Source organism: Bradyrhizobium sp. IC3195, assembly GCF_020193585.1.
In the GTDB taxonomy this organism is placed as follows: domain Bacteria; phylum Pseudomonadota; class Alphaproteobacteria; order Rhizobiales; family Xanthobacteraceae; genus Bradyrhizobium; species Bradyrhizobium yuanmingense.
The window spans coordinates 12,830-36,358 of the sequence record NZ_JADYVG010000012.1; the positions used below are offsets into that span (position 1 = coordinate 12,830).

The 23,529-nt window shown below is 66.2% G+C and carries 19 protein-coding genes; 10 read left to right on the top strand and 9 right to left on the bottom strand.

Features of this window, described 5'->3' with window-relative positions; genetic code table 11:
* Positions 1–159: 159 nt before the first annotated feature.
* Positions 160–708: a cupin domain-containing protein gene (locus I6F09_RS22260; protein WP_018646206.1), complete on the bottom strand. Its 549-nt coding sequence runs from the start codon at positions 706–708 to the stop codon at positions 160–162.
* A 148-nt stretch (positions 709–856) separates the two neighbouring features.
* Between I6F09_RS22260 and I6F09_RS22265 the strand changes: the two genes are divergently transcribed.
* Positions 857–2,185 (top strand): aspartate aminotransferase family protein, encoded by a 1,329-nt coding sequence (locus I6F09_RS22265; protein WP_036026788.1) that lies wholly within the window; start codon positions 857–859, stop codon positions 2,183–2,185.
* 66 nt (positions 2,186–2,251) lie between these two features.
* Positions 2,252–3,517 carry a D-amino acid dehydrogenase gene (locus tag I6F09_RS22270; protein ID WP_225189053.1) on the top strand — a complete coding sequence of 422 codons (1,266 nt, stop codon included), beginning with the start codon at positions 2,252–2,254 and terminating at the stop codon, positions 3,515–3,517.
* A 149-nt stretch (positions 3,518–3,666) separates the two neighbouring features.
* On the opposite strand, the gene I6F09_RS22275 is transcribed toward I6F09_RS22270, so the two are convergent.
* Positions 3,667–4,323: an XRE family transcriptional regulator gene (locus I6F09_RS22275; protein ID WP_225189054.1), complete on the bottom strand. Its 657-nt coding sequence runs from the start codon at positions 4,321–4,323 to the stop codon at positions 3,667–3,669.
* A gap of 178 nt (positions 4,324–4,501) precedes the next feature.
* Here I6F09_RS22275 and I6F09_RS22280 point away from each other — a divergent pair, with 178 nt between their 5' ends.
* From I6F09_RS22280 to I6F09_RS22295, 4 genes are read left to right on the top strand one after another with little or no spacing between them, the layout of a single operon-like run.
* A complete protein-coding gene (locus I6F09_RS22280; RefSeq protein ID WP_225189055.1) occupies positions 4,502–5,260 on the top strand; it encodes an ABC transporter substrate-binding protein in 759 nt (252 codons plus the stop codon).
* Between the two features lie 28 nt (positions 5,261–5,288).
* Positions 5,289–5,942, top strand: a complete 654-nt coding sequence (locus I6F09_RS22285) for an amino acid ABC transporter permease (protein ID WP_024341720.1) — start codon at positions 5,289–5,291, stop codon at positions 5,940–5,942.
* Positions 5,939–6,670 (top strand): amino acid ABC transporter ATP-binding protein, encoded by a 732-nt coding sequence (locus I6F09_RS22290; protein ID WP_036011798.1) that lies wholly within the window; start codon positions 5,939–5,941, stop codon positions 6,668–6,670. The genes I6F09_RS22285 and I6F09_RS22290 overlap by 4 nt, the downstream gene beginning before the upstream one ends.
* Positions 6,671–6,681: 11 nt before the next feature.
* Positions 6,682–7,965 (top strand): FAD-binding oxidoreductase, encoded by a 1,284-nt coding sequence (locus I6F09_RS22295; RefSeq protein WP_225151661.1) that lies wholly within the window; start codon positions 6,682–6,684, stop codon positions 7,963–7,965.
* Between the two features lie 52 nt (positions 7,966–8,017).
* On the opposite strand, the gene I6F09_RS22300 is transcribed toward I6F09_RS22295, so the two are convergent.
* Both I6F09_RS22300 and I6F09_RS22305 read right to left on the bottom strand, forming a co-directional pair.
* Positions 8,018–8,236 (bottom strand): hypothetical protein, encoded by a 219-nt coding sequence (locus tag I6F09_RS22300; protein WP_081494583.1) that lies wholly within the window; start codon positions 8,234–8,236, stop codon positions 8,018–8,020.
* Between the two features lie 148 nt (positions 8,237–8,384).
* The gene (locus tag I6F09_RS22305; RefSeq protein ID WP_225189056.1) at positions 8,385–9,974 is read right to left on the bottom strand and encodes a gamma-glutamyltransferase; all 1,590 of its coding nucleotides are present in this window, start codon (positions 9,972–9,974) and stop codon (positions 8,385–8,387) included.
* 122 nt (positions 9,975–10,096) lie between these two features.
* On the opposite strand from I6F09_RS22305, the gene I6F09_RS22310 reads away from it, so the two are divergent.
* Positions 10,097–10,870: an enoyl-CoA hydratase-related protein gene (locus I6F09_RS22310; RefSeq protein ID WP_109145186.1), complete on the top strand. Its 774-nt coding sequence runs from the start codon at positions 10,097–10,099 to the stop codon at positions 10,868–10,870.
* Between the two features lie 140 nt (positions 10,871–11,010).
* Here the strand turns inward: I6F09_RS22310 and I6F09_RS22315 are convergent, their stop codons facing one another.
* Complete coding sequence (locus tag I6F09_RS22315) at positions 11,011–11,187, bottom strand: hypothetical protein (RefSeq protein WP_225189057.1); 177 nt, start codon at positions 11,185–11,187, stop codon at positions 11,011–11,013.
* Positions 11,188–11,196: 9 nt separating this feature from the next.
* On the bottom strand, positions 11,197–11,430 hold the full coding sequence (locus tag I6F09_RS22320) for a hypothetical protein (RefSeq protein WP_036011788.1): 234 nt from the start codon (positions 11,428–11,430) through the stop codon (positions 11,197–11,199).
* Positions 11,431–11,628: 198 nt separating this feature from the next.
* Here I6F09_RS22320 and I6F09_RS22325 point away from each other — a divergent pair, with 198 nt between their 5' ends.
* The 3 genes from I6F09_RS22325 (at position 11,629) to I6F09_RS22335 (ending at position 15,768) form a co-directional block, all read left to right on the top strand.
* On the top strand, positions 11,629–13,716 hold the full coding sequence (locus I6F09_RS22325) for a PQQ-dependent sugar dehydrogenase (protein WP_225189058.1): 2,088 nt from the start codon (positions 11,629–11,631) through the stop codon (positions 13,714–13,716).
* On the top strand, positions 13,673–14,611 hold the full coding sequence (locus tag I6F09_RS22330; protein WP_036035942.1) for an SMP-30/gluconolactonase/LRE family protein: 939 nt from the start codon (positions 13,673–13,675) through the stop codon (positions 14,609–14,611). The genes I6F09_RS22325 and I6F09_RS22330 overlap by 44 nt, the downstream gene beginning before the upstream one ends.
* Before the next feature lie 131 nt (positions 14,612–14,742).
* Positions 14,743–15,768, top strand: a complete 1,026-nt coding sequence (locus I6F09_RS22335; protein ID WP_036026779.1) for a histone deacetylase family protein — start codon at positions 14,743–14,745, stop codon at positions 15,766–15,768.
* 28 nt (positions 15,769–15,796) lie between these two features.
* On the opposite strand, the gene I6F09_RS22340 is transcribed toward I6F09_RS22335, so the two are convergent.
* The 3 genes from I6F09_RS22340 to I6F09_RS22350 all read right to left on the bottom strand — a co-directional run bounded on the left by I6F09_RS22340 (position 15,797) and on the right by I6F09_RS22350 (position 23,504).
* On the bottom strand, positions 15,797–16,528 hold the full coding sequence (locus I6F09_RS22340) for a 4'-phosphopantetheinyl transferase superfamily protein (protein WP_225189059.1): 732 nt from the start codon (positions 16,526–16,528) through the stop codon (positions 15,797–15,799).
* 221 nt (positions 16,529–16,749) lie between these two features.
* A complete protein-coding gene (locus I6F09_RS22345) occupies positions 16,750–16,920 on the bottom strand; it encodes a hypothetical protein (protein ID WP_167361674.1) in 171 nt (56 codons plus the stop codon).
* 140 nt (positions 16,921–17,060) lie between these two features.
* Positions 17,061–23,504, bottom strand: coding sequence for a non-ribosomal peptide synthetase (locus tag I6F09_RS22350; RefSeq protein ID WP_225189060.1), 6,444 nt, complete (start codon positions 23,502–23,504; stop codon positions 17,061–17,063).
* Positions 23,505–23,529 lie beyond the last annotated feature (25 nt).

Sequence of the window (23,529 nt, forward strand, 5' to 3'; positions counted from 1 at the left end):
GGCGGCCCCGGAGTGCCTAGGAGTCCGGGGCCATAACCTCAGCACCTTTGCGCGAGGCTGCTCGGCTACGGCTCCCAACATATCAAGCTGCGGTTCGCGGAAATTGCGGTGGCTCAATATCCGCTAGATCCTCGGCTCCGTACGATTGCGGAGGGACCGTCAGAACGTCGGCGGCGTGCAGGCCGAGATCACCTCGCACGGTTTGCCGCCGACGCAGCGGAAGCGATGCGGGCGGCGGCTCTCGAAATAATAGGCATCGCCGGGATTGAGGATGCGGCGCTCGTCCTCGACGGTGACCTCGAGCTTGCCCGAAATCACGATGCCGCCTTCCTCGCCGTCATGCACGAGATGCACGCGCCCGGTGTCGCTGCCGGGCTCGTAGCGCTCCTTCAGGATCTGCAGGCTGCGGCCGAACAGATTGTCGCCGACCTGCCGGTATGAGATCGGCTTCTTGCCGACTTCGGTGAGCTCCTCGGCGCGGTAGAAGATCTTGCGCCTGGACTCCGGCTCCAGCGCGAAGAACTCGGCGAGCCCCATCGGGATGCCGTCGAGGATGCGCTTGAGCGCGCCGACCGAAGGGTTCATCTGGTTGGATTCGATCAGCGAGATCGTCGAATTGGTGACGCCGGCGCGCTTGGCCAGCTCGCGCTGCGACAGCTTGTGGCGCGCCCGGATGAATCGCAGCCGTCCACCGATGTCGACGCTCATGCCCTGGTCCCGTGTTGCAGGTGTTGCGGATCGCGCAAATATGGACCGGCAGCCCCAGTCAAATCAATGGCTTGCAGGTCGCCAGAAAAGGACTTGTTGCGCCATCCAAGCCATGGCTCAGCTATGGGGTCAGCAAAGGAGCGCGGCCGTGACCCTTCATCAGATTCCGAACACCATCAAGACCGATTCGTACTGGATGCCGTTCACGGCCAATCGGCAATTCAAGAAGTCGCCGCGCCTGTTCTCCTCGGCCGAGGGCATGTACTACACCAGCGTCGACGGCCGCCAGGTGATCGACGGCTCCGCCGGGCTCTGGTGCGTCAATGCCGGCCACGGCCGCAAGCAGATCGCCGCCGCCGTCGAGCGCCAGCTGATGACGCTGGACTTCGCGCCGTCGTTCCAGATGGGCCATCCGCTGGCCTTCGACTTCGCCGAGCGTCTCGCCGAGATCGCCCCAAAGGGCCTCGACCGCGTCTTCTTCACCAATTCCGGCTCCGAGTCGGTCGACACCGCGCTGAAGATCGCGCTGGCCTATCACCGCGCCAACGGCCAGGCCAGCCGCACCCGCCTGATCGGTCGCGAGCGCGGCTATCACGGCGTCGGCTTCGGCGGCACCTCGGTCGGCGGCATGGTCGCCAACCGCCGCGCCTTCACCACCCTGCTGCCAGGCGTCGACCACATCCGCCACACCCATGATCTCACCCGCAACGCCTTCGCCAAGGACCTGCCCGAGCACGGCGCCGAGCTCGCCGACGATCTCGAGCGTCTGGTCGCCCTGCACGGCGCGGAAACGATCGCCGCCGTCATCGTCGAGCCGGTGCCGGGCTCGACCGCGGTGTTGCCGCCGCCGAAGGGATATCTGCAGCGCCTGCGCGAGATCTGCGACAAGCACGGCATCCTCCTGATCTTCGACGAGGTCATCACCGGCTTCGGCCGCCTCGGCACGCCGTTCGCCGCCAACTTCTTTGGCGTCACGCCGGACCTGATGACCACGGCCAAGGGCATCACCAACGGCACCGTGCCCTGCGGCGCCGTGTTCGCCAGCCGCAAGGTGCACGACGGCATGATGACCGGCCCGGAGAACCAGATCGAGCTGTTCCACGGCTACACCTATTCGGCGCATCCGGTCGCCTGCGCCGCGGGCATCGCGACCCTCGACATCTACAAGGACGAAGGCCTGCTCACGCGCGGCGCCTCGCTCGCCGAATACTGGCGCGATGCGCTGCATTCGCTTAAAGGCCTGCCGAACGTCGTCGACATCCGCAATTGCGGCCTGATGGGCGCGGTCGAGCTTGCGCCGCGTGGCGGCGCGGTCGGCGCGCGCGGCTACGACATGCTGGTCGAATGCTTCAACAACGGCCTCTATCTTCGCACCGGTGGCGATTCCGTCGCGATGTCGCCCCCGCTCATCGTCGAGAAGAGCCACATCGACCAGATGATCTCGATCCTCGGCGACGCCATCAAGAAGGTGGCCTGATAATTGCTCTCGCCGCTAGCGAGTTGTGTCCTTGCAGCGGCGAGCGCCGCGGGAGTTTGACGAAGCGTGAAAGTTCTGATCCTCGGCAGCGGTGTCATCGGTGTCACCTCTGCCTACTACCTCGCGCGTGCCGGCCATGAGGTGACGGTCGTCGACCGCCAGCCGGAGCCGGCACTGGAGACCTCCTTCGCCAATGCCGGCGAGGTGTCGCCCGGCTATTCCTCGCCCTGGGCCGGCCCCGGCGTGCCGGTCAAGGCGATCAAGTGGCTGTTGATGAAGCACGGCCCGCTGGTGATCCGGCCGAAGCTCGATCCGGTCATGTGGGTCTGGCTGCTCAAGATGCTGCGCAACTGCACCAGCGCGCGCTACGCGGTCAACAAGAGCCGGATGATTCCGATCGCGGAATACAGCCGCGATGCCTTGCGTGATCTGCGCCGCGACATCGGCATCCAGTATGACGAGCGCTCGCAGGGCACGCTGCAGCTGTTTCGCTACCAGGCCCAGCTCGACGGCACCGCCGAAGACATCGCCGTGCTCAAGCAGTACGGTGTTCCCTTCGAAGTGCTGAGCCGCGAGGGCTGCATCGCGGTCGAGCCGGCACTGGCGGGCGTGAAGGAGAAGTTCGTCGGCGGGCTTCGCCTGCCGCAGGACGAGACCGGTGACTGCCACATGTTCACGCAGGCGCTGGCGAGGCACGCCCAGGCGCTCGGCGTGCGCTTCCTGTTCAACACCTCGATCGACCGTATCGTCACCGATGGCGCGCGCGTCAGCGGTGTCGCCACCAGCGCCGGCCCGCTGCAGGCGGACGCTTACGTGCTCGCGCTCGGCAGCTGGTCGTCGCGGCTCCTGGCGCCGCTCGGTATTTCGCTGCCGGTCTATCCGGTGAAGGGCTATTCGATCACGGTGCCGATCAAGGACGCCTCCGGCGCGCCGGAATCCACCGTGATGGACGAGAGCTACAAGGTCGCGATCACCCGCCTCGGCAATCGCATCCGCGTCGGCGGCACCGCCGAAATCTCCGGCTATTCGGACAAGCTCTACGACGCACGCCGCGCCACGCTCGATCATTCGCTGACCGACCTGTTCCCGCGCGGCGGCGACCTGTCCAAGGCGACGTTCTGGAGCGGCCTGCGCCCGATGACGCCGGACGGCCCGCCCGTGATCGGCCGGACCCACTACGCCAACCTCCACCTCAACACCGGCCACGGCACGCTCGGCTGGACCATGTCGTGCGGCTCGGGCCGCGTGCTCGCTGACGTGCTGTCGGGCAAGAAGCCGGACATCGACGTCAGTGCGTTGTCGGTGGAGCGGTACAAGCACCGGTTTGGCTAAGGCTCTATCCCCTCGTCATTGCGAGGAGCCCTTGCGACGAAGCAATCCAGGCTGTCTCCGCGGTGAGACTCTGGATTGCTTTGCTGCACTCGCATGACGGCGTGGAGACGCCGCGGATTTCTTCCACCCGCCGCGTGCGTTGAAAGCAGCTAGCCCGCCCCCGTCACGCAATTCACCCACAGCACCACGGCCTTCGCATCCCGCGCCGGATTGGAAAACCGGTGCGGCCGTCGGCTCGCGAATCTAAAACTGTCGCCCGTCTTCAGCGACCACGTCTGGCTGTCCACCGTCAGCATCATCTCGCCTTCGAGCACGAGCCCGGCCTCTTCGCCGTCGTGGGTGTAGAGCTCATCGCCGGTGGAGCCGCCGGGCTCAAGATGCACCAGGAACAGGTTGAGCTTGTTATCGCTGCTCGCGGGGCTCAGCAATTGCTTCGACACGCCGGTGCGCCACAGTTTCAATTCCGGCCGCTGCAGCCCGCGCGTCACCACCTGATCCGATGCGCCGTCGGCGCTCGGGCTCGCGCCGAACAGCGCGGCGATGCCGACGCCGAGCACGTCGGCGAGCGTCGCCAGCACCCGCAGCGACGGCGACGACAGCCCGCGCTCGATCTGGCTGAGGAAGCCGATCGACAGCTCCGTGCGCGCTGCGACCGTCTCCAGCGAGAACTGCCTGACTCGCCTGAGATCCCGGATGCGGCGGCCGACCGCGACGTCCATCGCCGGCTCGGCCGGCTTGGCAGCGGCTTTGGCTTTCACCTTGGCCGGCCTGTTCCTGGCCGGCTTTGCGGCGGCCGGTTTGCGCATTCTTTTGCCACCGCTCACGTCAAACCGCTTCCTTCATGTGCATGAAAACCGCTTGCATCACCCGCGAAAGTGTGACCAAATTTTCATATTGGTGAAAATAGGCCGAAACGGGCCGGCCCGCAACGTTTGATCGCGACATGCGCGCGCCGCCGCCGGCCAGGCCCAAAAGGGGGATGCGATGAAGCGTTTTGTTCAGGCCGCAGTTGCGGGGCTCGCCATTGCCACAGCGGTGCCGGCAGCGGCGCAACAGGCTCTGAAGGTCGGCTCGACTCCGACGGGCATTCCCTTCACCTTCCTCGACACCAAGACCAACACCATCCAGGGCATCATGGTCGATCTCATCACCGAGGTCGGCAAGGATGCCGGCTTCAACGTGCAGATCGAGCCGATGGCGTTCTCGGCGCTGATCCCCTCGCTGACTTCGAGCAAGATCGACATCATTGCGGCAGCGATGTTCATCACGCCGCCGCGCAAGGAGGTCATCGACTTCTCCGACCCGATCTACAGCTACGGCGAGGGCCTCGTGGTGCCGAAGACCGACACCAAGGCTTACGCCACGCAGGAGGACCTGAAGGGCGAGACTGTCGGCGCCCAGGTCGGCACGGCCTTCGTCGACGCGCTGAAGAAGACCGGCCTGTTCTCCGACGTGAAGGCCTACGACACCATCCCGGACATCCTGCGCGACGTGAACACCGGCCGACTCAAGGCCGGCTACGCCGACTATCCGATCCTCGCCTACAATCTGAAGCAGGGCGGCTTCCCCGAGGTGCGCCTGGTCGACGGCTACAAGCCGGTCACGGTCGGCTCGGTCGGCATCGGCGTGCGCAAGGGCGAGAGCGCACTGCTCGGCAAGATCAACGCTTCGCTGGCGAAGCTGAAAGCCAACGGCACCATCGACAAGATCCTCGATAAATGGGGCCTGAAAGCACAAGGTTGATCGATAGAAGCTGATCGAAGGCTGCCCGATGAAAGGCTTCTGGCGCGACGCCGTCGAGTTCTTCCCGATCCTGCTGAACGGCGTCGCGCTGACGATCATCGTCACGATCGGCTCGCTGTTGCTGTCGACGGTGCTCGGCCTGGTCTGGGCGATGATGCGGGTCTCCGGCATCAAAGCGCTGTCGATGCTCAGCGCCAGCCTGATCAACGTGATCCGCGGCATCCCGATCATCGTGCTGTTGTTCTACCTCTACTTCGTGATGCCCGATCTCGGCGTTACGCTCAGCGCGTTGCAGGCCGCGATCCTCGGGCTCGGCATCGCCTATTCGGCCTACCAGGCCGAAAACTTCCGCGCCGGCATCGAGGCGATCGACAAGGGGCAGATCGAGGCGGCGCAGTCGATCGGCATGGGCTGGTGGCTCACCATGCGCCGCGTGGTGCTGCCGCAGGCCGTGCGCATCGTGCTGCCGCCCTACGGCAACGTCATGATCATGATGCTGAAGGATTCCTCGCAAGCCTCGACCATCACGGTCGCCGAGCTCGCGCTGCAGGGCAAGCTGATCGCGTCCTCGACGTTCAAGAACACCAGCGTGTTCACGCTGGTCGCCCTGATGTACCTCACCATGAGCATTCCGCTGATCCTCTTGGTCCGTCACTTCGAGAAGCGGGCCGGCAAGCGATGATCGAGCTGAGCGACGTCCACAAGAGCTTTGGCAAGGTCGAGGTGCTCAAGGGCATCACGGCGAGCGTCGAGAAGGGTGAGGTGGTCTGCATCATCGGCCCCTCCGGCTCCGGCAAGTCGACCATCCTGCGCTGTATCAACGGCCTCGAAAGCTACGACCGCGGCGAGATCAGCGTCGAAGGCTTGAGGGTCGATCGCGACGCGCCCTCGATCGTGAACATCCGCACCCAGGTCTCGATGGTGTTCCAGCGCTTCAACCTGTTCCCGCATCGGACAGCGCTGGAGAACGTGATCGAGGGGCCGCTCTTCGTGAAGAAGGAGCCGCGCGCCCAGGTACTCGAGCGCGGCCGCGCGCTGCTCGCTCAGGTCGGGCTTGCGGAAAAGGCCGATGCGCATCCGCCGCAGCTCTCCGGCGGGCAGCAGCAGCGCGTCGCCATCGCGCGGGCGCTCGCCATGCAGCCCAAGGCGATCCTGTTCGACGAGCCGACCTCGGCGCTCGACCCCGAGCTGGTCGGCGACGTCCTCGGCGTCATGCGCAAGCTCGCCGACGACGGCATGACCATGGTCGTCGTCACCCACGAGATGGGCTTTGCGCGCGACGTCGCCGATCGTGTTCTGTTCATCGATGGCGGCGTCATCGTCGAGCAGGGGCCGGCGAAATCGGTGCTCAATCAACCGCAGCACGCGCGGACGCAGGACTTCCTGCGCCGCGTGCTGCATCCGCTCTGACCGGTTTCGACATGACGCGCCTGCCTCTGCCGCCCTCGCTCTATGCCGATACCGCCGTGGCGCCGGTTGCCACGCCGCCGCTCGATGTCGACAAGAGCGTCTCGGTCGCGATCGTTGGCGGCGGCTACACCGGCCTTTCCACCGCGCTGCATCTGGCCGAACAGGGCGTCGAGGCGCTGGTGCTGGAGGCGCAGGAGCCGGGCTGGGGCGCGTCGGGTAACAATGGCGGCCACACCAATCCCGGCCTGAAGCACGACCCTGACAAGATCGAGGCCGATTTCGGCACCGAGCTCGGCCGCCGCATGATCGCGTTCGCCTACGGCACGACCAACTTCACACACGATCTGATCCGCCGCTACCAGATCCCGTGCGAAGCGCGGCAGAACGGCACCTTGCGCGCGGCTTACAACGAGAGCAGCGCCGCTGCGATCGAGAAGACCGCGCAGCAATGCATCCGCCGCGGCATGCCGGTGAATTATCTGAACCGCGAGCAGTTGCGCGAGATGACGGGCACCGACCGCTACATCGGCGCGATGTTGGATGCACGCGGCGGCGATCTGCATCCCCTGAGCTACGCCCGTGGTCTTGCCCGCGCTGCCATCTCTGCGGGCGCGAAGGTTCATGGCGAGACGCCGGCATTGTCCCTGCGCCGCGACGGCACGCGCTGGCGCATCGAGACGCCGCGCGCAGTGGTTCATGCGGATAAAGTCCTGCTCGCCACCAACGGCTTCACCGACGATCTCTGGCCGGCGCTCCGCCGCACCATCGTGCCGGTGTTTTCCTCGATCGCCGCCACCGCGCCGCTGTCCGACGCGGTCGCCCGTTCGATCATGCCGACGCGCCCCGTCCTCTACGAGAGCGGCCACATCACGGTCTACTATCGCATCGATCAGCAGAACCGTCTGTTGATGGGCGGGCGCGGCCCGATGCGCTGGATCAGGTCGCCGCATGACGTCGCCTATCTCATGCGTTATGCGGAGCGACTCTGGCCGCAGCTCAAGGGCGTTGCCTGGACCCACGGCTGGAACAGCCGGCTCGCCATCACTGCGGACCATTATCCGCATGTGCACGAGCCCGCGGAGAACATCCTGATCTCGCTCGGCTGCAACGGCCGCGGCGTTGCGCTTGCGACCGCCATGGGTGCGCAACTCGCCCGCCGCCTCATCGGCGGCGCCAAGGCCGAGATCGACATGCCCATCACGGGCATCAAGCCGATCCCGATGCACGCGTTCTGGCCGGTGGGCGTGACGACTGCGGTGATGGCGGGCCGTGTGCGCGATCGACTCGGCATATGAAAAAGGCGCCGCTCGGTGAGGAGCGACGCCTTGCTCGAATCTTAGATCGGCTTTAGCAGCGACCCTGCTTCCAAAGTCCGGGCGGGCACGCGTGACCGCGCCAGCCGACCTTGCGACCGTGGTACCAGCCGAACGACTTGCCATGGTGATGATGGCCCATCTTGTGGCCATGACCATGTCCATGTCCGTGCCCACCCTTCGCCAGTGCGGGGCTCGTAAATGTGAAGCCGGCCGCAATGATCAGCGAGGCGGCGAGCGCAAGTTTCTTCATGATGTCCTCCGGTGGGGGCGAGCGCATTTGTCCGTTCAGTGAACGAACGGTGGGAGAGTAAGTTCCCTGCGAATGTGGAGGAGTCGTGACGCTCGCCTGGATGCGTAATTGCGCTGGCGCTCAACGCGCGCTGGCATGTCGAGCGGAGTCAAGCCTCCGCCACCGCATCGGCCCAGGGCTGGAAAATCTCGACCGCGCCGGAATTGACCTCGCCCTCGCGCATCACGACGCTCGGGCAGGCGAACTTCTGGGGCACCGCCTGCACCCGGCTCTCTTCATAGTCGAAGCGCGCGGCCAGCGCCTCGCGCACCTCCGCCGGCAGGCGCGCATCGCCGATCACCACCGCGCCTTCGCTGGCGTCGATGCGCGGCTGGTGGATGGCGGCATCCAGGTCCATCCCATAATCCATCGCGAAGGATACGAGCTGCATCACCGACGGCAGGATGCGGCGACCGCCGGAGGCGCCGATTGCGAGGCGCTTGCCGTCCTTGGTCTCGGCGATGACGGGCGTGTAGTTGCAGAGGCAGCGCTTGCCGGGTGCAAGCGAGTTGGTGGTGCCAGCTGTCGGGTCGAACCACATGATGCCGTTGTTCATGGTGATGCCGGTGTGCGGTGTCACGTAGCGCGAGCCAAAGGACGACAGTAGCGTCTGCGTCACCGCCGCGATGTTGCCGTGACGATCGACCACCGAGAAATGCGTGGTACAGGCCGGCGCCAGATATTCGGCGCCGAGCGAGCGCTTGCCGTCGGCATCGCCCATATCCTTGAGACGCTCGCGGAAGGCGGCCTGCAGGGCGCGCGCATATTCGACATAGGCGCCGGCATCCGGCGCGTCTGCCGGCGTCAAGCTCTGCTGCAACAGCCGTAGCGCATGCGCCATCGTCGGCCCTGCGGTGAGCTCGGGGGTCGCGAACACCTTGCCTTCGCGATAGGGAATCGCCAGCGGCGCGCGCACATGGGCGCGGAATGCAGCGAGATCTTCCACCGACAGCGAGCCGCCGTCGGCCTTGATGTCGGAAGCAATGCTCCTGGCAAGATCGCCCTGATAGAAATCACGCGCGCCCGCGTCCGCAAGATGTGACAGCGTCGCCTTCAGGGCATCCTGCGGCAGCCGCGTCTCAGCCTTGATGCCCCACGGCGCGGTCGGCGGCAGGCCGTCCTTCAGATACGCGGCCGCGCTCGCGGGGTATCGCCTGAGATCGGCGGCCGAGCCCGCGATCGTCACCGTCGTCCACCAATCGACCAGCAGGCCTTCGCCGGCGAGCCGAGCTGCCGGCGCGACCAGATCCTTCCACGGCAATTTGGCGTAGCGGCGGTGCGCCTCTTCCATTCCGGCGACGACACCGGGTACGGCGATCGAGCCGGGGCCGTGGATGTTGCGATCGTCCTTCACCCTTGGCCAGGGAAACAGGTCGGACGACGCGCCTTCGCCGCTGAGCGGATAATCGGCCGTGCGCAGGCTTTGCGGCGCGCACATGCCGTAGTCGATCACCTCATAGCGATTTTCCTTGGCGCGGTAGAGCACCATCGCGCCGCCGCCGCCGATGCCGCTGTTCCAGGGTTCCAGGACGTTGAGGGCAAACGTGGTCGCCACGATCGCGTCGACGCAATCGCCGCCGGCGGCCAGCACCTGCGCCCCGACTTCGGCCGCCCGCCGCGATTGCGAGGCGACGATGCCGCCCTTGGAGGTGACGGCGGGCTTGCGGACGGTCTGGTTGAGGCTGAACTGGTGAGGCATGGTGTCGTCTTGATCTCTGGATTCAGTTGCGTCGTGCACTGAGGTTGAAAGCTCTGCGATTGGCGAAGCGCGCGGACAATGGCACATTGCCGCCAACGAGAACATCGAAAGGGAGGCGCGGCATGGCTGGTGTGAAACAGGCGCGGGATGGCGCGGTCGGGATCCTGACGCTCGACGAGCCGGCCAGCCTCAACGCGATGACGCCAGACCTGCTCGGCGCACTTGCCCTAGCCGTCGGCGAAATGACGGGGGACGAGGCCATCCGCGCGCTGGTGCTCACGGGCGCCGGGCGGGGATTTTGCTCAGGACAGAATTTGAAAGCCTCAGAGGCGCTCGGCGAGGACATCGCGGCCGGCGTGATGCGCTTCTACTGGCCGGCCTTCAAGGCCTTGCGCGAATGCCGAGTGCCTGTCGTCGTTGCCGTCAATGGCGTCGCGGCCGGCGGCGGCTTCAGTCTCGCAATGGCCGGCGACATCATCGTCGCGGCGCGGTCGGCGAGCTTCATCCAGGTGTTCAGCCGCATCGCGCTGGTGCCCGATCTCGGCTCGACCTGGCTCTTGCCGCGGCTGATCGGCCGGCAGCGCGCGCTCGAGCTGATGCTGCTCAATGAGCCGCTGACGGCGGAACGCGCCCAGGAGATCGGCCTGGTCCGGCAGGTCGTCGACGACGCCAAGTTGATGGATGAGGCGTTAGGTTTGGCGCGCCGCCTCGCCGAAGGACCGACGCGCGCTTTGGTCGCAACCCGCGCTCTGGTCGAGGAGAGCGAGCATGCGACCTATGAAGCGCAGTTCCGCCGCGAGATCGAGCTTCAGGCCACGATCCGCAAGAGCGCGGACGCCATGGAAGGCCGCAATGCGTTCGTGGAGAAGCGCAAGGCGAAGTTTACCGGGAGGTGAGGTGGGCATGCTTCTCATCCAACCGTCATGCCCGGGCTGTCCCGGGCATCCACGTCTTCCTATCCGAGCCCCCAAAACGTGGAATGGCCGGGTCAAGCCCGGCCATGACGACGATTAGTGCGATTTCTACGGCCGCGCGCTCAGCGCATGCGATCCAGCCGGCTGGCCTGGTACTTGGCGCGCCATTTCGGGCCGGGTCCGCGCATGTAGTGCAGCTCGGGGCGGTAGGGACTGGCTGCGACGCGGATCAGCGTCTGCCATCTGGTGGCGACGAAGCTGAGGGGCTGGCGCAGCAGGCTCAATGAAGCGAGCAACATGGCATCACCTCAATGCGGCTTGCCGAGCATGGCGGTGAAGGGGAGGTCGAACAGATCCTCGCCGTCGGAGCCGCTGACGTGGATCACCCAGTCGCGCCAGTCCTCGGCGCCGGGGGTCTGGATCATCGAGTTCATGATCTGAGCGGCGCGGTCGCGCGCCTCGGTCAGATTGGCGACTGCGGCGCCGTAGCGGTCGATCAGCGTGCCCTCGGTGTTGGAGCAGTGAAAATAGACCTGGACCATAGGCGCCTCCTGTAGAAAGCGATCGGGACGGCAAACCGATACCACCCCAAGCATTCGCGAAACATTCGGGTCGAGCCCGGTAAGGAAATCTACGGATATTGGTCGGACCCAAGGTCGTTACAGGTTTAATCACAGGCGGGTGATGACTGGACGGCACCGCGGCGGCATGGAACAACGCCCGCGGGAAGGCGGCTCACGGTGAACCAGTTCACATTCGATCGCGAACGGCCAAATTTGCGCTTGCCTGCAGCGGTCGTTCTTGCAGCGGGCTTCGCCGCCGCGCTGCTCGGCTTCGCCCCGGCTTCGTCCGAGCCGGTCAGAAAGAGCGGCTACGCGATCGGCGCGGAAGCCTGCGGCAGCGGCGATCTCGCCTTTCCCAGGATCCAGATCGACATGAAGGCGGGATATTGCGCCGGCCTCGTCGCCAGCGAGGGGGACCGCCTCAAATTTCCGCGCTCGATCGTCCAGGTGCCCGGCCGCGACCTTTTGGTGGTCGCCGATATTGGCGGCTGGGGCCACACCGACGGGCGGCTGCTGCTGCTCGATCCGCGTGCCCCGCAGGGGCAACGCTTCAAGGAACTGCTGACGGGGATAGAATATCCGTTCGCTCTCGTCATCGGCCCGGACAGCAAGCTCTATGCCTCGACCGCGGAGACGATCTTCCGGTTCGACCCGCTCGCGGATAATCCACGCAGCACGGTCGAGACCATCATCCGCCACCTGCCCGGCCGCCGGATCGCGCTGCCGGATGGCACGAGGACCGATGAGAGCGCGCACCCGTTCAAGCAGTTCGTGTTCGACCGGAACGGCCGGCTGTTCGTCAATGTCGGCTCGCACAGCGACGATTGCATCACGCCTGCGCCGATCACAAAACCCTGTGCGGCGGCCGAGGGCGTGTCCGCGCTGGCCTCGATCTGGCTGTTCACGCCGCCCTCAAGCGGCGTCTTCCCGGCATTGAAACCCGGCGATCCCGACCCGCCGCACAGCGTCTATGCGCGCGGCCTGCGCAACTCGATGGCGCTGGTGCTGCACCCGAAGTTTCCGGACGCTGGCTACGCCTTCCTGCAAGGCGAGAACGCCCGCGACCTGCCCGACATCTTCAAGCCGAACGAGGAGATCAACGCGATCGAGCAGGGCAGGCACTACGGCTGGCCCTATTGCTACGATTTGTCGACGCCGAGCCCCGAATTCAGGCTCGTGCTGCAATCGGGCGTGTACAAGTCGTTCTGCTCGGCCAATGTGCTTTACAAGGCGCCGCTCTCGCTGCTGCCGCCGCACGGCGCGCCGCTCGCGATGCTGTATTACCAGGGCGCCAAATTTCCGGAGCTGGAGGGCAAGCTGCTGGTCGGTCTGCACGGCTATCGGCCGACCGGCAGCCGGCTGCTGGTCTATGACGTCGACGATCGCGGCTTTCCAAAGCCCAGTCCGGCGCCGGTGCGCTATCACGTCAGTTGCGCGGCCGAGCCGACCCGCAGTTTCCGGACCGACGCCGGCGAGGTCGCCGCCGCGCCGTTCGAAGAGCTGATCGCCGGCTGGCACCGCGTCAACGGCGCGCGGCCGCAAGGTGCGCCGGTCGGCATGACGGTGACGGAGGACGGCGCGATCTGGCTGGTCGAGGACAAGAACAAGACTGTGATCCGGATCGATCGCGCGGCCGGCGAAGCGCCTGCGCCGCTCCCCTGCGATACGCGCAGCCAGGCGATGATCGACCAGCTCGCAGCCTTCGTCGCCAGAGACGCGCAGAACAGCGTTCGCCTCACCACCTTGCGCAAGGGCCTCGTCGAGAAACATTGCGTCGGCTGCCATTCGGATTTCGGCCTGAACGCGGGGCAATCGGATGCGGAGAAGGACAGGGCAGTGCTGCACTTCATGCTGGCGCAGGACGGCTGGATCTACCCTGGCGATCCCGACGCCGGCAGGCTGCGGACGCGCCTGCGCGGCCTAGGCGCCGAGAAGCTGATGCCGCCGGGCGGCGAGAGCCTGCCCAAGACCGAGCCCGGTTACACGCGCCTGCTCGATACCGCGGACCTGTTCGTCGCCAAAATGGTGCCGGGCACGCGGATGCGGATCAAGCTAGGCCCGCCGCAGCGGAAGTTTTTCAGCAAGGCCAACAAGGAATGCGGCGAAATACCGGCTGGAAACGTCGTCGTCGTGACACAAAGGAGCGCTGTAGACAGACCCGGCTTTAGCCGATTCTTCCGGCCAGCCGATCCCTATCTGAACGGCGAGTGCACCGACGGCGATGGCTATTACATCCGGCAGGAACTTCTGGTGCCTGTGCAGTAGCATCCTGCTGGTCACGACGCTGCCGGCCGCTGCCGAAACAAAACTGTTCGAAAGCGCACAGGTGACGCCCGCCAGCGAATACACCTTCGGCATCGAAGGGCCGGCCGCCGATCTCGACGGCAATCTGTTCGTCGTCAATCTCGGCAAGCCCGGCACCATCGGCAAATTGCCCGCTGGTGGCGCCGCCTCGGAGCTGTTCACGACGCTCCCCGAAGGCAGCGTCGGCAACGCGATCCGTTTCGATCGCAGCGGCACCATGTTCATCGCCGACTACAAGAAGCACAACATCTTCGCCATCCCCAAGGGTGCGACCAAGCCCGCGGTGTGGTTTCACTCCGGCGAGATGAGCCAGCCCAACGACATCACGATCGCGCCGGACGGCACGATCTATGCGAGCGATCCGAACTGGAAGGGGCGCGAAGGCCACATCTGGCGCATCGCCAGGGGAGCGGACGGTACGGTGCGGGGGCAGGTGATGTCGACGCCGCGCGCCATGGGCACCACCAACGGCATCGACCTCAGCCCTGACGGCAAGACGCTCTATGTCGGCGAATCCAGCAGCGGCCAGATCTGGTCCTATGCGATCAGCGGCAACGAGCTGACGGCTGCAAAACTCGTCAAGGCGTTTCAGCCCGACACCATCGACGGCCTGCGCACCGACGTTGCCGGCCGCCTCTACGTCGCGCGCATTCTCAAGGGCACGATTGCGCTGATGAAGCCGACCGGCGCGGTCGAGCGCGAGATCCCGCTGAAGGCCAAGGAGCCGACCAACATTGCCTTCGGCGGCAGCGACGGCAAGACCGTCTTCGTCACCCAGCGCCAGGGTGGCTTCATCGAGTCCTTCCGCACCGACCAGCAGGGCCGCGAGCACTGCCTCCAGCGCGGCCGTTGCTGAGCTTCGCAAGCGCTCTGCTTTCCGCGCAGGGCAGCGCGACGATGGACGGCATTCTTCTTGCTTGCATCCGGCGGCCGTGGCGATCAAGACTCTGCGGCACGTCCAGTAGCAGGCGACCACGGAGTGTTTAAGTGAAAGCCGTCCATACCGAGCTGCACCGCAGCCACGATCCGCAATTCTTCTTGGTGCGTGGTGTCGTCAAGCGCACCACAGAGCAGCCCGAGCGCGCCGATCGCCTGCTCAGGGGATTGAAGGACGGCAGGCATCAACTGGTCGAGCCAACCAAGTTCGGGCCCGGTCCGCGCGCACGCGTTCACAGTCCGGAATACCTGTCGTTCCTCAGCGAAGCCTGGGACGCCTGGACGGCGCTCGGCGATTCCGGCCCGGAGATGATCGGCAATATCCATCCCGTGCGCCATGCCGCGACCTATCCGACCCACATCGTCGGCAAGCTCGGCTGGCATACCGCCGACACCGCAGCGCCGATCGGCCCGGGCACGTGGGCCGCGGCCTGCGCCGCCACCGATGTTGCGGTGACCGCAGCGCAGATGGTGATGGATGGCGAGGACGCAACTTACGCGCTCTGCCGTCCGCCCGGCCATCACGCCTATCGCGACATGGCCGGCGGCTTCTGCTTCCTCAACAACAGCGCGATCGCGGCGGCGCATCTGCGGCAGAAGCATGAGCGCGTCGTGATCCTCGACGTCGATGTCCATCACGGCAACGGCACGCAAGGCATCTTTTATGCCCGGCCCGACGTCTACACGATCTCGATCCATGCCGACCCCGTTGCGTATTATCCGTACGTATGGGGCTATGCCCATGAGCGCGGCGAAGGACCCGGCCTCGGCACCAACCTCAACATTCCGCTTCCCATCGGCACCGGCGATGACGGCTATCTCCAGGCGCTGGACATCGCGCGCAAGGCGATCGAATCCTTTGCACCCGGCGCCCTCGTCATCGCACTCGGCCTCGATGCCTCCGAGCACGATCCGCTCAAGGGATTGGCCGTCACCACACCCGGCTTCCGCCGCATCGGCCAGGCCATCGCGAAGCTGGGCCTGCCGACCGTGCTCGTGCAGGAAGGCGGCTATCTCTCGGACATTCTCGGCGCCAACCTGACCTCTGTGCTGGCAGGATTCGAAGAAGCGCGGTGAGATCGCTTCGCCTCTCCGCTTGCCCGCCTCACTCAGCCGCTTCGCGGAGGGGCCAGGCATGGCGGCTGATGGGAAGGCCGCCGTCGGTGCGGGAGCCGTCGGCGATCGCGAGGCGATGCGCGGGCGATGGCGAGCACAGCGAGAAGCGCCAGGCGTCCGGATCGTCGACGATGTCGGGCTTGAAGCTGATCTCGATGGCCTCGCGTGACACCTGCATGGCGAAGGCGTGGAGCGGCAGATTCAGCCCGAAGCCCCTGGCTTTCAGATAGGCCTCCTTGAGCGTCCAATAGTCGAAGAAGCGCTCGATCGCCGCCGGCTCCGGCAGTCCGCGCAAGGCTTCGACCTCTTCCGGCGCAAAGAAGCGAAGCGCGGTGGACAGCGGCGCGACGCGCCGCGACACGGTTTCGACGTCGACCCCGACGGCCTCATGCCGCGACACCACGCAGGCGACGCAGCCGTCGGCATGCGACAGGCTGAAATGCAGCGCGGTCGAGGTGGCCGGTGCTGCGACGAACGGCCGGCCATAGCGGCCCGCGCCAAACGTCCAGTCGGTGGGCGCGACGTTGGAAGCGACCTGTGACAGCGCCAGGCGCAACATCGCATGCGCGAAGATGTACTGCCGCCGATGCCGCTCGAACACGAAGCGATCGGCCCGGGCCCGCTCGTCGACCGAGAGCAGGCGTCGGCACGCCTCGGCCGCGCCCGGCACGTCAATGCTCTCGATCAGTCCGACAAAGAGTTCGATTCTGTCGTCTGCCATCAATTGGGCCCATGGCGTCGGGCGAGGCCAAATCCCTCGGTCTCGACGGAAGAAACAACTGCGCAAGAATCAGCCGAGAGGACCGTACCTAGCGGTCCACCCGGGCGAATTCTTGTCGATTTGCAGGCCGGTTTACAGGCGCAAGCTTGTGCGAGCCCCCAAACTCGACACGCAAGCGGCCGCTCTGCGAAGATTCGTACGGCCGTCCCCGACCGACGAGTTTACTTCTTCTTGGACTTCTTCTTCTTGGACCCGCGCAGAGCCTTAAGGCTGGCGTCGACATCCTTCAGTGCGAGCTGGAGTTTTTGCTTCTCGAAATTGAGCAGGTCTTGCAGCGCCTTGCGGTCCTCCGCGCTGAGCGAGGTCTTCTTGGTAAATTTGATGAAACCCATAACACTCCCCCGGTTGAAAATGATCATCCCAAATCAAAATCCGAGAATAATCTTGCGCGACGACGCCAAATAATCAAGCTGCAACTTGATCATTCACAGCTTTGGGGCGTGAACCCGTATTCTGGCGCGATGTCGCGGCATCAAGCGGCCCTGCGCGCGAGCAATCTGCCGAGTGGTGCGTTGGGCTGGGCGATCGCCGCCGTTAGCAGGGCGACGAGGTCCTCCATCCATTCGCCGACCGCTCGGCCCTCGAGCAAATCGCGCTTGTAATTGCAGGAGCCGGTAATGCCGGTCGGGCGCTCCTTGAGCATCAGCGACAGCCAGGTCTGGTCGATCGGCAGCACCGGCTGGCCTTCGCGCGCGACGTTGCCGATCGATTCCGTCGCGAGATCCGGGAGATCGAGCGGCCGGCGCAACGGATTCTGCAGCGTGAAATAGACCTGGAGCAGCGAGGCCGGATCGATCCCCTCCTGCTCCAGTCGATCGGCCAGGACGTTGAACGGCAGCTCCTGCCGCGCATGCGCCTCGAGCACGCTCTGGCGCACCCGCAGCAGAGCCTGCGCGAAAGACAGGTCCGGCGTGATTGTCGTGCGGACGATCACCGTGTTCTCGAACGGGCCGATGATCCGGTCGGTGTCCGGCTGGGCACGATTGGCCATCGCGGTCGCGACCGCGATGTCGGTGCGGCCCGCCCTCGCCAGCAGCATGGCCTTCAGGCCGGTGAGCAGGCACATGAACAGCGTGCAATTGTGCTGGCCGGCAAACGCCGTCAGCCGGGCGATCAGCTCGCGCTCGAGGCAGACCGGATGATGCCCGGTGGAGGCGCCCGGGCTCGATTCGCCGTCGAAGAGGGGACCCGCTCCGCGCAAATTCAGGATCCAGTCGGAAGCCTGGCGGCGCGCCGCGTCGGTGCCGCACCACCAGCGCTGCCAGCGTGCCACGTCCGAAAAGGCCGGCGGCGGGCTCGGCAGCGGCGCAGACGGATATCCGGCCAGCGCGGCATAGCGGCTCGACAATTCCTCGAACAGCACGCCGATCGACCAGCCGTCGACGACGGCGTGATGCAACGTCAGCAGCAGCACGTGGTCGTCGTCGTGGAGCCGCAACAGCCGGGCGCGCAACAGCGGCGCGCGCGTGGTGTCGATCGGGGTATAGACCTCCTGCTCGATCAGGAGATCGATCTTCCTGAGCTCGAGCGCCTTGCGCCGCTTGTTGTTGTGGGAATGACCGTCGCCGATCGTCTCGACCGTCATGATTCGGCCGAGCGTGCGTGGCGCGGCGATGCGGCTTTCCAGCTCATCGCCGTTCCAGGCGAACGCGGTGCGCAGCGATTCGTGCCGGCGCACCACGTCGTCGATCGCCTTTGCCAGGGCGGCCGAATCGAGCGGGCCCTGCAGGCGGAAGGCGAAGGGCAGGTTGAGCTGCGGCAGCCCCGGCAGATTCCGCTCGATGTGCAGCATCTGGTCCTGTCCGATGGAAGGCGCCGGCGGCCCGCCCGCAGCCGATCGCGGCAGGCTTGCGGCAGGCTCGTGCGGCTTCGTGGCCACGGTCTGTTCGACCCGCCGCGCCAACCCCTCGATCGTCGGCGCCTCGAAGATGGCCTTGATCGGCAACGAGACGCCGAGCGCCCGCGCGATGCGCGCCATCACCTGGCCGGCCAGCAGCGAATGGCCGCCGAGGTCGAAGAAATTGTCGGTAACACCGATGCGTTCGACGTTCAGCAGGTCGATCCAGATGTCGGAGAGCACCTTTTCGGTGAAGCGCCGCGCCGGGACGGCCGCATCCGCGCCGGACGTTTCCGGCGGGACGGACGCCAGCAGCGCCGAACTGTCGATCTTGCCATGGGCGTTGAGCGGCACCTGATCCAGGAACAGGAAGGCGGCGGGGATGGCGTGGACGGGCAGGCGGCTCTTCAGGAAGTCGCGCAGCTCGCTGGCGCTGCTCCGGCTGCCGGGCTTGGCGACGACATGGGCGATCAGCCTGATGTCGCCGCTCGCCTCGCGGCGCGGTTCGACGATGGCGGCGCGCACGCTTGGATGCTCGGCCAGCGCGTTCTCGATCTCCTTAAGCTCGATACGATAGCCACGGATCTTGACCTGATGGTCGGCGCGGCCGAGGCATTCGATCGTCCCGTCGGCGCGGCGCCGGGCCAGATCGCCGGTCCGGTAGAGCCGGCTGCCGGCTCGGCGCGAGAACAGATCGGGCAGAAAGCGCTGCCGGCTCTGCGCGGGATCGTTGATATAGCCGCGGCCGATTCCGGCGCCGCCGATGCAGAGCTCGCCGGTCACGCCGATCGGTTGCGGCTGGAGCTGCGCGTCGAGCACGTAGAGCTGCGTGTTCGGCAGCGGCGCCCCGACCGGAACGTTGGCCGTCGCGATCGCCGGCGCCTTGGTAAGGCGATGCAGGGAGACGTCGTCGGAGCATTCCGACGCGCCATAGGCATTGATCAGCGGCACCCTCGGGCAGCGGGCAAACCAGGCGCGGCAGAGCTCGACGGGCAACGGCTCGCCGGTCGAGATCAGCAGCCGCAGCTTCGCGAAGGCGCGCCGGATCGGCGCCTCGTCCATACGCTCGAGAATGAGGCGCAGCAGCGAGGGCACGATCTCGAGCACCGTGATGCCCTCGCGCTCGATCTCGCGCGCCAGCAGCATCGGGTCCTGCACGATCGCGCTGCCGCAGACATGGACGCGCGCGCCGACCATCGGACCGGCGAGGAATTGCCAGACCGAGATGACGAAGCTCTGCGGCGCGGTCTGCGCGATCACGTCCTTAGGCGAGAGGCCGAGCTCGGAGATGAGCGAGGCCAGATGGTTCGACAGGCCGCGCTGCTCGATCATGACACCCTTCGGCGCGCCGGAGGAGCCGGACGTATAGACGAGATAGGCAAGGCTCGAGGCGGCGCGGCGTGCGGCGCGGGCCGGCTTTGTCGACCCGGATGCAAGAGCGTCGTCGAGCTCGGCCACCGGGATGCGCTCGACCAGCGGTTCGAGCAGGGCCTCGACCATGGCAGACTGAGCCCGCCCGGTCAGCAGCACGCGGGCACAGCTCGATCCGAGGATGGTCGAGAGCCTTGCCGTCGGCTGGTCGGGATCGAGATTGAGGAAGGCCGCGCCGACGCGCTGCACCGCGATCATCGCGGCGAGCAGGTCGGGCCCGCGCTCCGCGAGCAGGGCAACCACGCTCTCGGCGCCGACGCCCTCACGGGCAAGCCAGCGCGCGGCCGCCCCAGTGCGACGCGCCAGCTCGCGATAGGTCAGGGACGTGCGACCGTCCGAGACCGCGACGGCGTTCGGCGTCTTCCTCGCCTGGCGCTCGAAGCGTTCGCTCAAGTTGCCGCGTGTGGTGAAATTGGCCGGCATGCCCCGGCCTTTTGCCAGCGCTTGCCGACGTTCGGCCTCGGTCAGGAGCGGCAGGCGCGAGATGCGCTGTTCCGGATTGGCGATGACGGCCTTGAGCAGCGCCTTGAACTGGGCCGCCATGGCTTCGATCGTCGCGGCCTCGAACAGATCGGTGGCGTATTCGAAGAAGCCGGTGAAGCGGCCATCGGCCTCGACCAGTTCGAGCGTGATGTCGAACCGCGCCACCCTGGGATCGACTTCCAGCCGCCGGGTCGACAGGCCAGGAAAGCGCGCCGCCTCGATCGAGGCGTTCTGGAGGATGAACATGATCCGGAACAGCGGATTGCCGTCGCTGCGGCGCGCCACCCGCAATGCGCGCAACACCTCCTCGATCGGAAGGTCCTGGTTGCGGTAGGCGTCCAGCGTGACCTGCCGCACCCGCCGCAACATCTCGCCGAAGCTCGGATCGCCGCTGAAATCGTTGCGCAGGACCAGGGTATTGGCGAACAGCCCGATCAGGCGTTCGCTCTCGATCTGGTTGCGGTTGGCGATCAGCGATCCCGTGGCGACGTCCTCATGCGAGGTGTGGCGGAACAACAGGCACTGGAAAGCGGCGAGCAGCGTCATGAACGGCGTGACGCCCTGGTTCTGGCTCAACGCGCGCAGCTCGGACGAGAGGGACTTTGAGAATTCAAGGTAGTGACGCGCGCCGTGTCCGCTCCAGATCTCAGGTCTCGGCCTGTCGGTTCTCAGCGGCAGCATGGTGACGCCGTCGAGCTGGGTCCGCCAATAATCGAGCTGCTCCCTGGCCGCGGGCGTCTGCGCCCAGCTTTGCTGCCAGGGTGCGAAGTCGCGATATTGGAAAGCGGGCGGCGGCAGTGCGGCCGAATGCTTCTTGCGTGTCGCGGCATAATGGACGGCGAGCTCCTGCCAGAACAGCCGCTGCGACCAGCCATCGGTGGCGAGGTGATGGACGTTGACCACCAGCGCATGGTTGTTCCTGTCGAACGACAGCAGTGTCGTCTTCAGGGGCGGCGCGTGGGCCAGGTCGAACTGACGTTGCGCAAGCCTGAGCGCCTCGCGCCGGATTGCCGCAGGCCGCCTGCCCGCAGGGCATGGCTTGAGCTTGATGCGCTCCAGCCGCGGCGTCGATGACAGCACGAGTTGCATCGGCTCGCCCTGGCGCTCGACGAACACCGAGCGCAGCGCCTCATGGCGCGTTGAGATCGCAGCGAGGCTCGCAGACAGCGCGGCGGCGTCGACCGGGCCCTTGAGGACGGCGATCTCGACGACGTTATAATTGTACCGCGTCGGGTCCAGTCGCGAGAGCACGTACATCCGCTGCTGCTGGAACGACAGCGGTGCGTCCGTGCCTGCAAGCCGGCGCCAGCCCGGCAGCGCCGTCTCGCGCCGGCTTGCGGCGGTCTCGATCCGGGCCGCAAGCGCTGCGACCGTCGGGCAATCGAAGATATCCTCGAACGAGAAGTCGACATTGAAGCGGTCGCGCAGGCGCGAGCGCATCTGTGTCACCGCGAGCGAATCCGCGCCGAGCGCGAAGACGTCCTGGTCGGCGCCGATCTGCGGCAGCTCCAACAGGCCGGCCCAGATCTCGGAGAGCTGGCTCTCGACCGCATTGCGCGGCAGCCGGGTCTCCTCGTCCGCGTCGACCGTTGCAATCAGCCCGGCGAGGGCGTTGCGCTTGACCTTGCCGCTGGCGCCCTTCGGCAGCGCCGCGACGCTGCGGATCAGGCTCGGCACTTTGTAGGCCGCAAGCCGCTTTCGCGCGAATTGGCGCAAATGGTCCGAGGTCGCATCGGCGTTCGGCCGCAGCACCACGACGGCCGCGACGTTCTCGCCGAGCTTCTGGTGCGGGACCGCGAACACGCCGGCTTCCAGCACCGCCGGATGGCTGAGCAGGACGTCTTCCACCTCCAGCGGCGATATCTTCTGCCCGCCGCGGTTGATGACGTCCTTGATGCGGCCGACGATGAAGAGATAGCCGTCGTCATCGAGATAGCCGAGGTCGCCGGTCCTGAACCAGCCGTTGCGGAATGCGGCCCGCGTCGCCGGCTCGTCATTATAATAGCCGCGGCTCATGTTCGGCCCGCGCAGCACGATCTCGCCGTGCGCCCCGCTTGCGAGCGTGCGGCCGGTCTCGTCCATGATCGCGATCTCCGGGCCGGCGGCGCGACCGACCGACGCGACCTTGCGCAGCTCGAACCGATTGGCCGCAATCTGCGAGGCCGCCTCGGTCATGCCGTAAGTTTCGAGCACGGGAACGCCGAACGTTGTCTCCAGCCCGGCGAGAATCGTCGGCGCGAGCGAGGCCGAAGCCGACCGGATCACGCGCAGCGACGATGGTCGGGCGCGGTCGGGGTTTACTTCCGCCGCCGTCAGCAATGCGCGATGAATGGTCGGCACCGCCGTGTACCAGGTCGGTTGCAGCTCCCGCATCCAGCCGAAGAACGACGCTGCGTCGAAACCGTCGGTGCAGATCACGCTGGAGCCCGCGGCCAGCGCCGTGAGCAGGCCTGAGATCAAGCCATGGGCATGAAACAGCGGCAGGACGTTGAGCAGGCGATCATGCATCGTGAGCGACAGCACATGGCCGGCATTGTAAGCGGACAGGCAGACATTGCGATGGGTCAGCGGCACCATTTTCGGTCGCGCCGCCGTGCCTGACGTCAGCAGGATGAACGCATCGTCGTCGCCGCGCGAAGCGCCGCCGGCATTGGCCGGCCCGATCGCCGGAGCAATGAACGCGCAGCCGCCGAGATCGTGGGTGGGCCCCGCCACGAAATCGATCAATGCGATGTCGAGCATCCTGGCGGCGTCACGGCTCGCCGAGTTCATGTCGGCCCGGGTCACGAGCGCGGTCAGCTTCAGTTCGCTGAAATAGCGTTGCAGCTCGTCCGCCGTCAGATCGGGGTTGACGGGGACGCAGGCGCAGCCTGATGCGACTGCTAGCAGCGCCAGGGCAGTATCGGCGCCGCGCGGCAGCGCCACCGCGATGCGGTCTGCGGGACGGATGCCGAGTTCACGCAAGGCACGGACCAGTTGCCGGATCGACTCGGCCAGCGCGCCATAGCTGAGCGCCGGCCGGCCGGGAGCGAGGAGTGCGGGTGCCGCCGGCGTCCTGCGGGCGTAGAATTCGAGAAGGCCGCTGATATGCGCGAATACCTTCGTTTCGGCCGTGGTGCCGGCTGATGCTTCGTCCGCTCCGGATGCAATGTCCGACAACGCCATTCCCTTTTGGTCCGATTAAGTTATT

Bases quoted from the DNA above. Each gene is read 5' to 3' on its own strand.
- I6F09_RS22310 (WP_109145186.1), top strand. From the start codon at position 10,097: ATGGCTGGTGTGAAACAGGCGCGGGATGGCGCGGTCGGGATCCTGACG.
- I6F09_RS22260 (WP_018646206.1), bottom strand. From the start codon at position 708: ATGAGCGTCGACATCGGTGGACGGCTGCGATTCATCCGGGCGCGCCAC.
- I6F09_RS22300 (WP_081494583.1), bottom strand. From the start codon at position 8,236: ATGAAGAAACTTGCGCTCGCCGCCTCGCTGATCATTGCGGCCGGCTTC.
- I6F09_RS22285 (WP_024341720.1), top strand. From the start codon at position 5,289: ATGAAAGGCTTCTGGCGCGACGCCGTCGAGTTCTTCCCGATCCTGCTG.
- I6F09_RS22290 (WP_036011798.1), top strand. From the start codon at position 5,939: ATGATCGAGCTGAGCGACGTCCACAAGAGCTTTGGCAAGGTCGAGGTG.
- I6F09_RS22280 (WP_225189055.1), top strand. From the start codon at position 4,502: ATGAAGCGTTTTGTTCAGGCCGCAGTTGCGGGGCTCGCCATTGCCACA.
- I6F09_RS22320 (WP_036011788.1), bottom strand. From the start codon at position 11,430: ATGGTCCAGGTCTATTTTCACTGCTCCAACACCGAGGGCACGCTGATC.
- I6F09_RS22315 (WP_225189057.1), bottom strand. From the start codon at position 11,187: ATGTTGCTCGCTTCATTGAGCCTGCTGCGCCAGCCCCTCAGCTTCGTC.
- I6F09_RS22350 (WP_225189060.1), bottom strand. From the start codon at position 23,504: ATGGCGTTGTCGGACATTGCATCCGGAGCGGACGAAGCATCAGCCGGC.
- I6F09_RS22345 (WP_167361674.1), bottom strand. From the start codon at position 16,920: ATGGGTTTCATCAAATTTACCAAGAAGACCTCGCTCAGCGCGGAGGAC.
- I6F09_RS22305 (WP_225189056.1), bottom strand. From the start codon at position 9,974: ATGCCTCACCAGTTCAGCCTCAACCAGACCGTCCGCAAGCCCGCCGTC.
- I6F09_RS22275 (WP_225189054.1), bottom strand. From the start codon at position 4,323: ATGCGCAAACCGGCCGCCGCAAAGCCGGCCAGGAACAGGCCGGCCAAG.
- I6F09_RS22295 (WP_225151661.1), top strand. From the start codon at position 6,682: ATGACGCGCCTGCCTCTGCCGCCCTCGCTCTATGCCGATACCGCCGTG.
- I6F09_RS22340 (WP_225189059.1), bottom strand. From the start codon at position 16,528: ATGGCAGACGACAGAATCGAACTCTTTGTCGGACTGATCGAGAGCATT.
- I6F09_RS22330 (WP_036035942.1), top strand. From the start codon at position 13,673: ATGGCTATTACATCCGGCAGGAACTTCTGGTGCCTGTGCAGTAGCATC.